Raw genomic sequence first — 12,828 nt, forward strand, 5'->3', positions numbered from 1 at the left:
TTCTCCGGTGCTGCGAATCAGCCTTGAATGTTCGGCGGCCAGCCTGCCGTATTGATCTCTGAGCTGTATTTCAGGAACTCGGCGATGGCGTCGAGCTCCTCGTTGCTGAAGTTGAATTGCGGCATGCTGCGGCGACCGGGGATACCCATCGCGGGGCGACTCTGGATGAACGCCTTGATCGCCTCTTTATTGTTGCCGAAGCGGGTGTAGATGTTCCCCAGCTCGGGGGCAAAATAGGCCCCTTCGCCGAGCAGGGTATGGCAGCCGATGCAGTTGTTGGTCTCCCAGAGCTCCTTACCCTTGGCGATGCGCTGACCGACCTCGGTGGAGAGGTCCAGCTGATGACGTTGATCGCGTTCGGGCAAGGCGAAGGATGTGTCGAGCGTCAGGGCGAGAAACAGCAGGATGAAGAACACGGAACCACCGTAGAAGATGTTCCGCGCCATGGATTTGGTAAAGACTTGCGCCACGGGATGAGGCCCTCGGTGATGGATCGAACTGTGGCCGCATTGCACGTTCCCGACGCATCCTCCGCCTTGATGCAAATCAAACCGATCCTGCCGTCGATCGCGGCTGGCCGGCTTGACACATCCCTCCCGCTCCCGTAGATCGATCCGAGATCCCAACCAACGGCGAACGCCCGACAAGGCATCCGATGATTGACGAGTTGAAGACCGCCCCCCTCCTCGCCGGCCTAAGCCGCGGCCAACTGGAGCGCGTAAGCCAGCACGCGACGCGTGTCACCCTCGGCGCCGAGCAGCTTCTGTTCAGTCAGGGTGAGCCCGCAGAGCGCTTCTACCTGGTTCTAAAGGGCCAGATTCAGCTCTTTCGGCTCTCGCCAGGCGGGGCGGAAAAGGTCATCGAGCTGGTGTCCCCGGGCCAGACCTTTGCCGAGGCTCTGATGTTTCTCAACGCCCCGCGCTATCCGGTTTGTGCCGGCGCATTGGCGCCATCCGAGCTGCTGAGCCTGGACGCGCGGGATTTCGCACAGATGCTGCGCGAGTCCGTCGACACCTGTTTCCTGATGCTCGGCTCGCTGAGTCAGCGTCTGCGCGGGTTGATCGGCGAGATCGACAACCTCACCATGCACACGGCAAGCAGCCGAGTCGCTCGCTATCTGCTGAGCAAAGTCCCTCCCGAGAGGCGCTCGCTTAAGCTGGACGTGCGCAAAGGCGTACTCGCCTCGCGCCTGTCGATCCAGCCGGAGACCTTCTCGCGTGTGATGAAGGAGCTTGCCGGGCGAGGCATCATCGAGGTCCACGGCGCCCAGGTCACCATTCTCGACCGTACAGCCCTCGGCGAGGTCGCGGAGCTACAAGACAATGTGGAGCTGGGTCCGCCGAGCAGCGGACCGGTGGGGCTGCTCAAAGGCTGACTCAAGAAGACGAATTCACCCCGGGCGCAACCCGAGACGAATCCGGTTGAAATCTTTGCAGCAATCTGCTGCGCCGCAGCATAATAGCCGATACAAGACGGCCTCACCGACCGAGTCGGCCAAGCACGCCGCACACCACCCAACGGAGACCCAGATGCCGGACTCATTCGACCAGAACGCGCTCGACTATCACCGCTATCCCAAGCCCGGCAAGCTGGAGATCAAACCGACCAAGCCCATGGGCAACCAGCGCGATCTGGCGCTGGCCTACTCGCCCGGGGTCGCGGCAGCCTGCCGCGAGATCGAGAAGGACGCGATGAATGCATCGCTCTACACTGCGCGCAGCAACCTGGTCGCGGTCATCACCAACGGCACGGCGGTGCTGGGCCTCGGCGCCATCGGCGCGCTTGCCTCCAAACCGGTGATGGAAGGCAAGGCGGTTCTGTTCAAGCAGTTCGCGGATATCGATGTGTTCGACATCGAGATCGAGGAGCGCGACCCGGAGAAGTTCATCGAGACGGTCGCGCGCATGGAGCCCAGCTTCGGCGGCATCAACCTCGAGGACATCAAGGCGCCGGAGTGCTTCATCATCGAGCGCGCGTTGAAGGAGCGGATGGGCATCCCGGTCTTCCACGACGACCAACACGGCACCGCCATCGTGGTCTCCGCGGCCATCCTCAATGGTTTGCGTGTGGTAGGAAAGGACATCGGCAAGGCCCGCCTGGTCACGGCCGGCGCAGGGGCTGCCGCGCTGGCCTGTGTCGATTTGCTGGTCAGCATGGGTCTACCCAAGGAGAACGTCACCCTCACCGACATCGCCGGCGTGGTGTACAGCGGCCGCACCGAGGAGATGGACCCGTACAAAGGGCGTTACGCGATCGAGACCGAGCAGCGCACCCTGCAGGAGGCCATCGAGGGCGCCGACATTTTCCTGGGGCTTTCCGCCGCCGGCATCCTCAAACCCGACTGGCTGATCAAGATGGCGGATGCGCCCATCATCATGGCGCTGGCCAACCCCGTCCCCGAGATCATGCCGGACCTGGCCCGAGCCGCCAGACCGGACGCCATCATCGCCACCGGACGGTCGGATTTTCCGAATCAGGTCAACAACGTCCTCTGCTTCCCCTTCATCTTTCGGGGCGCACTGGATTGCGGTGCCAGCGAGATCAACGAGGCGATGAAGATCGCCTGCGTCAAGGCGATCGCCGATCTCGCGATGGCGGAGCCGTCGGACATCGTGCGCGCGGCCTATGGCGGGGGCCAGTTGACCTTCGGACCCGAGTACCTGATCCCCAAGCCGTTCGACCGGCGTCTTATGGAGAACCTGGCCCCCGCGGTCGCTCGCGCAGCGATGGAGAGCGGGGTTGCCACCCGACCGATCGCCGACCTGGACGCCTATCGAACCGCCATGCATCTGCGGGCCTATCGCACCGGGATGACCATGAAGCCCGTCTTCGATCAGGCACGGGCCGCGCCCAAGCGCGTGATCTACGCCGAGGGCGAGGACGAGCGCGTCCTCCAGGTCGCTCAGCAGGCCGTCCTGGAGGGGATCGCCCGTCCGATGCTGATCGGCCGTCCGGAGGTCATCGGAAACCGCCTCAAGGATCTGAGCCTGACCATGCGTCCGGATCGTGATTTCGATCTAATCGTGCCCTGCGAGAACACCAACTTCGAGACCCATTGGCGGACCTTCTACGAGCGCGTCCAGCGTCGCGGCTACGCGCCGGACGAAGCGCGCGAATACATCCGAAACGACCCCACAGTATTGGCCGCGACTATGGTCCGCTGCGGGGACGCCGACGCCATGATCTGCGGCGTAGTCGGGCGTTACGCACGACACCTGAAGCATGTCGAAGAGGTGATCGGCACCGCGCCGGGCGTGCGTCACCTCACCGCCATGAACGCCATCGTCCTTCCGGCCGGGCCGCTCTTCATCGCCGATACCTACGTGCAGTCGGACCCGAGCGCGGAGGATCTCGCCGAGATCACCTTCCTGTGCGCGGCGCAGGTTCAGCGCTTCGGGTTGCGGCCCAAGATCGCGCTGCTCTCGCACTCCAACTTCGGAAGCCACGAGTCGCCGGCCGCGCGCAAGATGCAGGAAGCGATGCGACTCCTGCGCACCCGCGCCCCGAACCTCGAGGTCGAGGGCGAGATGCACGCCAACCTAGCCCTGGACGCCGCCGTGCGCGAGGCGCGTTTCCCCGACTCGAAGCTGAGCGGTCGCGCGAACCTTCTGATCATGCCCAACCAGGACGCCGCCAACATCGCCTTCAACCTGCTGCGGACCATCAACGAGGGCGGCGCCTTCGGCCCGATGCTCCTGGGGGCCGACCGCGCCGTCCATATCGTGACGCCGAGCACCTCGGTGCGTGGTCTGCTCAATATGACGGCTTTGGCCGCGGTGCAGGCCGAGTGACCCAAACGCGTCAGCAGATGACCACGTAGGTCATCGACGGCGGACCCCTGCATTGCGCATCGGTGTCCGCCACCCGCCTCGCCCGGTAACTCCGGTTGCTTCCGAACGGAAAACCGCCCGCCAACGGGCGGTTTATATTTTATATATATTTCAGATTGTTATATTCGTGAAGCGCTGTGCAGCAAGCGACCTGCGGTTCCGGCCGGTCGGCGAGTCCGGCCTGGCGTCGCACGCAATCGAACATTGGCACGTCCACTGCTTATTAGAGCAGCGAAGGCAGAAACCACAAATCGACAGGAGCCCAAGGGACTCAGCAGGGACCAGGACGGGACCGAGCATGGAGCATGCAGGGAGCATCGGCACGTCGCTCGATCAATCGACCGAGCGACGTGTCCCCGATCAACGGCGGCAGGAGACATCCGAAACGCATGAGTAGGCGACCCTAAAGGTACAGCTTCGGAGTCGCCGAAGGACGCACACAACGTGGCCGATCGGGCAGGTGGTCCGAATCCACTCCCGGTCAACGACATTCAGCCAAGCCAAGCAAGCACTCGGGGTCGGGCCCCCTCCTCCGCCCGCCTCCGACACTTAGGCCATCGTGATTCGCCAAGGCGAGTGCGATGGCCTTTTTATTTTCAGATCATCGCGTTGCGAGATCCGCGCTGGCGACGGACCGACGCCGGAAACCGTCACCTGATGACAGGCTTGGTCAGCGTCGCCCCCATGACAGGGCGCCCGCCCAGGACCAACCCTCATGGTGTCGTCTGGCACGGAATGTGATGTTCACGGGATGTCGGCAGTTTCAGGAACGCGAACCTGCCCCTCGAACGTTCGGGCTCGTGAGCAGGGAGGCCAAGGCGGTGACCGCCGAGGACGCACAGCTCCACGCGCACGGGTCCGGCGTAGGCCACTGCAGCCGACGGTTGCAGTGGCCGCCTTTCACTAAGGATCGCGCCTACGCGGCAAAGCACGGTTTCAGTCGGAAGATTTACCCCCGGTCAGTTTCTGCCAGACGATCAATCCCACCAAAACGGCGACGGCCAGCACCGACATCATGAGCGCGGCGTCATCGAGAAATGCGACCACGATACCGCTGACGATCAGAAATACACCGACGACCGACATCCGCGGATTGCCGTGAACCCCCGAAAGGAATGCCGTCAGTCCGAGTAGGAAGATGATCTGCAATCCGGTCAGCTCGGCGTTCAGAACATCCTTGAGCTGCGGCAAATAGAGGATCCAAACCAAGACAAACAGGGCCCCCCAATGCAGGATCGTCTTGAGCGCAAACGCGGTCCGATCCTTGGTGTCCTCGCCCGCGGAGCTCCAGCCGATCGCCAACGCAACGAGGCCGAAGACCGGGATCAAGATCTGCCAGTAGAGCAGCGCGAACTCCAACCGCATGTCGGTGAAGGCGACGCCCGCAATGACGGCGACGAAGAGAAGAACATAGGGCCATTGCTCCAGCATGAGACGAACAAGGCCGCTGCGCTGGCCGGCATCGGGCTGGGTCAGACTGGGTTGGTTTGCATTCGACACGTTTGAGTCTCCTAATGGTTGTCCTTCACTCGAGTCGCGGTTTGCGTTGTACGAGTGCGACCCGTCTGCCGGCTGACCACGCCAACGATGTGGGTTCCCGTACGGAGTCCATGGTAGTACGTCCGAGGCCCGGCGTCAGGCGAAGACTACGCGTTCGACCTTGAGCGAAGGACTCGCCGAACGGTATCCTCCGCGGCGTTTTTGCCCATTTGCAGTCGCCGCTGCACCGGCTCCGTCCGGCTCGGCGACATCGAGAGCCCCATGACGCCAGTCGATACAAACAACAAAGGGGGATGGAAGACGACGGCGCGCGAGCTCTCCAACCCGAAAGTGCTCTCAATGCTCTTCCTCGGCTTCTCGGCCGGGATCCCGCTTTTGCTGATTTTCTCCTCGCTGTCACTGTGGCTGCGCGAGGCAGGGGTCGAGCGCCAAGCCGTCACCTTTTTCAGCTGGGCGGCCTTGGGTTATTCGTTCAAGTTCGTCTGGGCGCCCCTGATCGACAAGCTGCCGCTGCCTGTCCTGACCCGTCGATTCGGACGGCGACGCGCCTGGTTGCTGGTTTCCCAGCTCGCGATCATCGCCGCCATCGTCGGCATGGCGTTGGTGGATCCGGCGACCGGCACCGGGCATGTGACGCGCATGGCGATAGCGGCCGTGCTGCTCGGCTTCTCGGCGGCAACCCAAGACATCGTAATCGACGCCTACCGGATCGAATCCGCCGCGCCGCGCCTACAGGGACTCATGTCATCGACCTATATCGCCGGCTACCGGATCGGCATGGTTGTCGCGGGCGCCGGTGCGCTCTATCTGGCCGCACTCTTCGGCTCGGAGGCAGGAGACTACAGTTTTCCGGCCTGGCAGCTCACCTACCTCGTCATGGCCTCGACCATGCTGATCGGAGTGCTGACGACGCTGCTGATCTCCGAGCCCGAGACTCGGCGTCCCGACGCGCATGTCTACGGGGCATCCGACTATCTGCGACTGGTCGGCGTCTTTCTTGTGGCCGCGGCTGCCTTTGCCGGCGGGTTCTTCATCTCGGGCGGGGCCTTCGCCGGGCTCAAGGCTTGGGCGGGCGGCGGGCCGATCGCCGGCTTCCTCCTGGAGACCCTGCATTTTGCCGTTGCCGTGTCCGCGGCGGTCGCTGTCGGGTGGCTGTTGGTCGCCGCCGGGGCCGTGAACGCCGCGATGGCGCACGAGACCTGGATCGAGCCGGCACTGGATTTCTTCCGCCGCTACGGGCTGAAGACCGCCTTGCTCCTGCTGGCCCTGATCGGGCTCTATCGGATCTCGGACATCGTGCTCGGGGTCATCTCAAATGTCTTCTATCAAGACATCGGCTTCTCCAAGCCGCAGATCGCGACCGCGGTCAAGACCTTCGGGGTCATCGTGAGCATCCTCGGCGGGCTGCTCGGCGGGCTGATGGCGACCCGTTACGGCGTCATGCGGATCCTCATGCTGGGGGCGATACTGTCCGCGGCAACAAATCTCATCTTCGTCGTCTTGGCGCTTGCGGGGCCTGACCTGACCTGGCTCTACATCGCGGTCGCGGCGGACAATCTGGCGGCCGGCCTGGCCAGTGCCGCCTTCGTCGCCTTCCTGTCGAGCCTGACCAGTGTCTCCTTCACCGCCGTACAGTACGCCATCTTCAGCTCGCTCATGACGCTGCTGCCCAAGGTCCTGGGCGGTTATTCCGGCTCGATCGTCGACGGGATCGGCTATCCCGGTTTCTTCGTCTTCACGACCTTGATCGGCGTCCCGGTAGTCCTCCTGGTTTGGCTGGCCGGCCGCAGCTTGGCGATCGACGACCGTGCAAAAGAGGCCGCTGCGGCGGCGTGAGCCCCGGAGCGTCTTAGAACAACCGGAGCGGCGCTGACCACAAGGCCCGCGGGATGCGGCTGTATGGCGCTGGAGGACTGCGGATTGGGTAATCCGAGGGCAAAGTGACCCGTACTCGACCCCGGGATTGTGGGATCGAGACGATCGGGACCTCATATAGAGGATTTATGGGAGAGGTGTCCGTCAACGGGAGCCCGCGCATATCATGGTTGTTTTGTACCGGATCTTGACTCTGCTCATCGCGGCCGCCTTCATCGTTGGCTGCGCTCAATCCCCGACCAGACCTGCGCCCGAGCGCCAAACGGGCGACGCGTCCGAGAGCGTCGACGGCGCGCGCGCATCCGACCGGGAAACGGATCGTGCCGAGGGCGAGACTGCCGTGGAGCCCGTCGCCGCACCGAGCGCGGAACAGGCGAAACGCGCCTTGACGATCCGGATCGGCAGCCAGTCGTTCGTCTACGAGGAGGGCGATCACGTCGTCCGCACCGGCCCCATCTCCTCCGGAAGCGACGGTTACCCAACGCCGCGCGGCACCTTCTCGGTGCTCAGCAAAGACAAGGACAAGGTGTCGTCCAGGTATACGAACCAGCTCGGCATGCAGGCTTGGATGCCCTACGCCATTCAGTTTTACGGCCACTATTTTCTGCACGAGGGCTGGCTTCCGGGCTATCCGGATTCACACGGCTGCGTGCGTGTCGGCGAGAAGGATGCGCGTTTTCTGTTCGAGCGCATGAAGATCGGCGACCTCGTGAGCGTCGTCGACTAAGCGTACCGAGATCCGCCGGGACCGGGCCTCGTTGGATCTCGAAATCCGATCGGCCCCGATTGACCCATGCCCCGGAGGGCGGCGAAGATCCTGGGCTCGATAGCTGACAGGATCCATCGGATGAATCACCGCAACCTCATGCAGGCCCTCCTGCTCCTGAGCATCGGCACCTTCACGGGTATCGGCAGCGCTCAGGAGATCAAGCTCGAGCTCAACAAGATGGAGCCCCAGCCCGAGACGAAGGCCTGTCGCGCCTACCTGGTCTTCGACAACAGCGCCGGACCGGCGATCGAGGCCCTGCAGCTGGACCTGATCCTGTTCGACCAAGCAGGCGTGATTGTCCGACGCCTGGCGGTCGACACCGCACCTTTGCGGGCGGCCAAGACAACCGTGAAGCTGTTCGATATCCCGGTTCTCGACTGCGCCGACATCCGCCGGATCCTGATCAACGAGGTCCTCGAATGTCGCGACGCCGAGGGCCCGCAGACCGATTGCATCGAGCGCCTGACACTGTCGACGCGCGCCGAGACGCAATTGGTGAAGTGATCGATGACGCCGCACCGCGCCGAGGCCAGCGCCGCGGCCAACACCGAAGCCAACACCGAAGAGTGACCCGATGCCTGAAACCCTGACTGCCGCCGCACTCGCTCCGCTGACCGCAGCGGCGGCCGAGGTGTCGGATCCGTTGACGACAGCGTCATCCTGGCTCGGCATGATCATGCCGTCCCCGATCGCAACCGCCATCCCCGAGCCCCTGCGCGCCCTACTCGACGCCGGCGGACCGGTGATGCTGATCCTGGCGGCGATGTCGGTCCTCGCCCTGACCATCGTCCTGATCAAGCTCTGGCAGTTTGCCCGCTTGCGCAACGGCGGCGCCGAGTCCATCGAGCCCGCTCTGCACGACTGGCAGGCCGGTCGACGTCGCGAGGCGGTCGAGCGGCTCGCGGACGCACGCAATCCGCTCGCCGAGGTGGTTCGGACCGCCATGCTCGGGAGTCTCCACGCGAACGATCCGGCGGCGCTGCGCGAAGAGGTCGAACGCCGGGCCCAGAGGCTGCTGACGGCCTTGCGCAGCCATCTGCGCGGGCTAGAGGTGATCGCGAGCCTCAGTCCGCTACTCGGTCTGCTGGGGACCGTGATCGGGATGATCGACGCCTTCCGCGCCCTGGAGGCGGCGGGCAATCAGGTCGACCCGTCAGTGCTCTCAGGCGGGATCTGGGTCGCCCTGCTGACCACGGCCGCGGGGCTGTCGGTCGCCATCCCGAGCGTCGTCGCGCTGAATTGGCTTGAACGTCTCCTCGAGGGTGTGACCCGTCGCTTGGAGGATCAGGTGACCCGCGTGTTCACCGGCGGGCTTCGGCTCGAAGAACCTGTCGAGGCGCCACAACGGCCGGCAGCGACGCAGAGGATCCCCGATGCGCTTTGACTCGCCCGGGCCGCATCGTCGACTGATCGGCTTGACGCCTTTGATCGACGTGGTCTTTATCCTGCTGGTCTTCTTCATGCTCGCCTCCAGCCTGATCAAATGGCAGGCTGTGGAGATGGGCGAGCCGGCCTCGGCGAGCGCCGGGACCCCGGTGGTCGGGTCTTGGCTGGTGCGCGTGCAGCCCGAGGGTCTGGATCTCAACGCCGAGGCGATCGCCACCGCCGAGCTCGCCGAACGGGTCGCGGCCCGGATCGGCGAAGACCCGGCGCAGCGCATCCTGGTTCAACCGGCGCCGGGCGTCAGCCTGCAGCGCCTGGTCGACGTCTTGGACCTCCTGCGCGAGGCCGAGGCGACGAACCTGACCCTTTTGCGCCTCTGAATCGCCATGAGATTGAAACGCTCCAAGCCGGCAGCCGACAGCGAAGCCAATCTGATTCCGCTCATCAATGTCGTCTTTTTGCTGTTGATCTTCTTTATGTTGGCCGGCCAACTCGCCCCGACCGAGTCGATTGCCCTGGCCCCTCCGCGCTCGGACAGCCCGCAGAGCGCACGAGCAGCGCCGCTTGTCTTGCTGATCGACCGAACGGGACGGATGAGCCTCGACGACGAGTTGCTCGACGACACGACCCTCACGGAGAGAGTCGCCGAAAAACTCGCGGAGAGCCTTCCGCACGTTCAGATCAAGGCGGACGCGACCCTCGAAGCACTTCGCTTGGTCGATCTGCTCAAGCAGTTGCGCGCGGCAGGGGTCGAAGACATCGACCTCTTGACCTTGGCGCGAGATGAATGAGCCTGGAATGATGGAGCCTCGACGCTATCAGTGGGTGCTCGCGCTCCTCTTCGCCCTCGCCGCCCATCTCGTCCTCGCGAAGCTGCTCGAGCCGCCGGCTCCGATCGAGCTGGACGATCCCGGCATCCGCATCTCGCTCGGAGGGGCCGGACCTGCCGGCGACGGCGCTGCGGGCGCGGTCGAATCCATTGCAGCCGAGGTGGTCCCGGCGGCGACCTCGGAGGCGACCGCGATCCAGGCCGTCAGCGCCCCCGCCATCGCCCCCACACTCGCGACGGCCACCGAGACCATCCGGGCCGCCGAGCCCGCACCGCCGGCGCCGATCACTGCCGTGGAGCCCGTGCGTCCGAAGCCGAAGGCCGATCCGGTCCGCAGCCGCGAGACGCCGCCGCCACGGACCGCTCGGGCCGCGCCCAAGCCCAAACCCGAGACGGGTTCGAAGACGACGAAACCCCGATCGACCTCAGCCAAGACAGCATCCGTCGATGCGAACACCGGCGGAAAACCAGGCGCAGGCGGCAAAGGTGCCGCGGCCGGAGCGGAGGGCGGCGGAACGGCCGGAAAGGGCGACGGGGGCAAGTCCAAAGACCGTTACTACACCGAGCTCGCGGCCTGGCTGGAGCGTCACAAACGCTACCCCTCCCAGGCCCGGAAGATGCGCCAGGAAGGCATCGTCAGGGTCCGCTTCGTGATCGACCGCAGCGGAAAGGTTATCTCGCATCGTATCGAGACGAGCTCGGGTCATACCGCGCTCGATCATGCCGCCTCGGAGCTGCTGCGACGGGCATCCCCCATGCCGGCGATCCCGGCGAGCATGGGCCGGTCCAGGCTCGAGATCGTGGTGCCGATCGCGTACCGATTGCGTTGACAAGCCTCGGCGAGGCGACCATTCCAGCGCAGCTCGGGCAATCCCGTTGGACGTCTCGCGCGCTTTGGACATAAGCTTTCCGCTCCGCCCGCCGATTCGCCAGCCATGAGCCTAAACACAGTCTCCGTCGCCGACGAGATGAGCCAAGACCCTGAGGTCGCCGATCTCTCGGCGGAGGGTCCGAGGCAGTCACGGTGGTCCGTTATCCTTGGGTCTTGTCTCGTGCTCGTCGCTCTTCTGGCACCGGCCCTTGCCCGGACCACCTGCGAGCCGGGCCAGGCGCTCACCCTCCTGCACTTCAACGACATCCACGGGCAGCTCGAGCCTTACGAAGACCCGCGCGACGGGACCGAGCGCGGCGGCATCGCCCGCCTCGCCGCAACCGTTGCCGAGGTTCGGGCGGAGGATCCGAGCCGACCGGTGGTCCTGTTGTTCGCGGGCGACCTCCTGCAAGGGACACTGACCTCCAGCCTCTTCCTGGGCGTGCCAGACGTCGTCCTGCTCGGACGCATGGGCGTCGACGCCGCGGTCATGGGGAATCACGAGCTGGACTACGGCCAAGAGGTCTTTCGCCGCTTGACCGAAGAGGCCGCATTCCCTTTCCTGAGCGCCAATGTGGCGTCCGACCCGGAGCCCTTGCCCGTGCTCTCTTCGGTCGTGATCGAGCGGCCGGATGCGCCCAAGGTCGCGGTCCTGGGACTCACGACACCGGAGCTGACCACCGCGACCCATCCGCGCAACATCGAGGGCATCGGCGTAGAGGAGCCGACCGCTGTCGCCCGACGCCTTGTGCCGGCGCTTCGCGACGAGGCCGACCTGGTGGTGGTGCTCTCGCACCTGGGGATTTCAGCCGATCGCCGGCTGGCCGAATCCGTGCACGGCATCGACCTGATCGTCGGCGGCCACAACCACAACCTCTACGCACAGCCGGTGTTTGTGGAGAATGTCCCCATCGTCCAGGCCGGAGAGCGCGGCGGCTGGCTGGGACGCATGGATTTGCGCTGCCGCGAGGGCCGACTGACGGGAACCGACTACGCACTGATCCCGATCGATGCCGTGAGCCCCGAGGATGCGGAGATCGCCGATGAGGTCCGGCGCATCACGCTGGACGCCGAGCTGGAGCTGAATACCGAGGTCGGCTTCAGCACGCAGGAGCTCAGCGCCTGGCGCGAGCTGATTCGCCGCGAAGAGGCCCCCTTCGGAAACTTCGTGACCGATTTGGCGCGAGAAATCACCTTGACGGATGTCGCGCTGCTCAACGGCGGCGGCTTTCGGGCCAGCATCCCCGCCGGGCCTGTCACACTCAAGTCGATCTATGAGGCCTTCCCTTTCCGCAACGAGCTGGTTCTGGGCGATTTGACCGGCGCCCAGCTGCTCGCCGCGCTCGAACGCAGCGCAGCACTGGACCCGTCGGATAACCCCGGCGGCTTTCTCCAAGTCTCCGGGGTGCGCTACACGATCGCGGACGGGCGGCTTGCGAGCGCCACCGTCGGCGACCTCCCCATCGACCCTGCCCGCCGTTATCGGATCGTGACCTCCGACTTTCTCGCGGCCGGCGGAGACGGCTATGCCATGCTCGAGGAGATGACCGATCCCGTCATGACCGGGCGCCTGATCTCGGACATGGTCATCGAGGGTTTCCGCACGGAAAGCCCGGTGAGCGTCGCGACCGACGGGCGAATCCTGCGACGCTGAATCTCGGCTCGCCCCGCAGCACCCCTCGCCAACCTTTTTCGTCGTCCCCGTCAAGGCCGACGCCTGCCATTCGGCGACGTCGGCGTGTCCATCGCCGTGCACGGAACGGCATCGCCT

12 protein-coding genes are annotated in these 12,828 nt (G+C 64.9%); 10 read left to right on the forward strand and 2 right to left on the reverse strand.

The annotated features are described in order from the left end of the window. Positions 1 to 17: 17 nt before the first annotated feature. Positions 18 to 470, reverse strand: a complete 453-nt coding sequence (locus tag BLV04_RS11005; RefSeq protein WP_093031499.1) for a c-type cytochrome — start codon at positions 468 to 470, stop codon at positions 18 to 20. Between the two features lie 185 nt (positions 471 to 655). Between BLV04_RS11005 and BLV04_RS11010 the strand changes: the two genes are divergently transcribed. Continuing rightward, positions 656 to 1,375, forward strand: coding sequence for a Crp/Fnr family transcriptional regulator (locus BLV04_RS11010; protein ID WP_093031502.1), 720 nt, complete (start codon positions 656 to 658; stop codon positions 1,373 to 1,375). 154 nt (positions 1,376 to 1,529) lie between these two features. Beyond that, on the forward strand, positions 1,530 to 3,791 hold the full coding sequence (locus BLV04_RS11015; protein WP_093031505.1) for an NADP-dependent malic enzyme: 2,262 nt from the start codon (positions 1,530 to 1,532) through the stop codon (positions 3,789 to 3,791). Positions 3,792 to 4,766: 975 nt separating this feature from the next. Here the strand turns inward: BLV04_RS11015 and BLV04_RS11020 are convergent. After that, entirely contained in the window at positions 4,767 to 5,330 is a 564-nt protein-coding gene (locus tag BLV04_RS11020; protein ID WP_093031508.1) for a hypothetical protein, read from the reverse strand. Between the two features lie 261 nt (positions 5,331 to 5,591). Between BLV04_RS11020 and BLV04_RS11025 the strand changes: the two genes are divergently transcribed. The 8 genes from BLV04_RS11025 (at position 5,592) to BLV04_RS11060 (ending at position 12,711) form a co-directional block, all read left to right on the forward strand. Further along, positions 5,592 to 7,166 (forward strand): AmpG family muropeptide MFS transporter, encoded by a 1,575-nt coding sequence (locus BLV04_RS11025; protein ID WP_175534596.1) that lies wholly within the window; start codon positions 5,592 to 5,594, stop codon positions 7,164 to 7,166. 205 nt (positions 7,167 to 7,371) lie between these two features. Then, complete coding sequence (locus BLV04_RS11030) at positions 7,372 to 7,932, forward strand: L,D-transpeptidase (protein WP_093031511.1); 561 nt, start codon at positions 7,372 to 7,374, stop codon at positions 7,930 to 7,932. Between the two features lie 120 nt (positions 7,933 to 8,052). Next, positions 8,053 to 8,478, forward strand: coding sequence for a Tat pathway signal sequence domain protein (locus BLV04_RS11035; RefSeq protein WP_093031514.1), 426 nt, complete (start codon positions 8,053 to 8,055; stop codon positions 8,476 to 8,478). A gap of 70 nt (positions 8,479 to 8,548) precedes the next feature. After that, entirely contained in the window at positions 8,549 to 9,358 is an 810-nt protein-coding gene (locus tag BLV04_RS11040; RefSeq protein WP_093031517.1) for a MotA/TolQ/ExbB proton channel family protein, read from the forward strand. Next, positions 9,348 to 9,737, forward strand: a complete 390-nt coding sequence (locus BLV04_RS11045; RefSeq protein ID WP_093031520.1) for an ExbD/TolR family protein — start codon at positions 9,348 to 9,350, stop codon at positions 9,735 to 9,737. Before BLV04_RS11040 ends, BLV04_RS11045 begins: the two co-directional genes overlap by 11 nt. A gap of 6 nt (positions 9,738 to 9,743) precedes the next feature. Next, the gene (locus tag BLV04_RS11050; RefSeq protein ID WP_093031523.1) at positions 9,744 to 10,148 is read left to right on the forward strand and encodes an ExbD/TolR family protein; all 405 of its coding nucleotides are present in this window, start codon (positions 9,744 to 9,746) and stop codon (positions 10,146 to 10,148) included. A 7-nt stretch (positions 10,149 to 10,155) separates the two neighbouring features. Then, positions 10,156 to 11,016: an energy transducer TonB gene (locus BLV04_RS11055; RefSeq protein WP_175534597.1), complete on the forward strand. Its 861-nt coding sequence runs from the start codon at positions 10,156 to 10,158 to the stop codon at positions 11,014 to 11,016. Positions 11,017 to 11,121: 105 nt separating this feature from the next. Further along, a complete protein-coding gene (locus BLV04_RS11060; RefSeq protein WP_245731846.1) occupies positions 11,122 to 12,711 on the forward strand; it encodes a bifunctional metallophosphatase/5'-nucleotidase in 1,590 nt (529 codons plus the stop codon). Positions 12,712 to 12,828: the final 117 nt, after the last annotated feature.

Source organism: Thiocapsa roseopersicina (assembly GCF_900106925.1).
Taxonomy (GTDB): Bacteria; Pseudomonadota; Gammaproteobacteria; order Chromatiales; family Chromatiaceae; genus Thiocapsa; species Thiocapsa roseopersicina.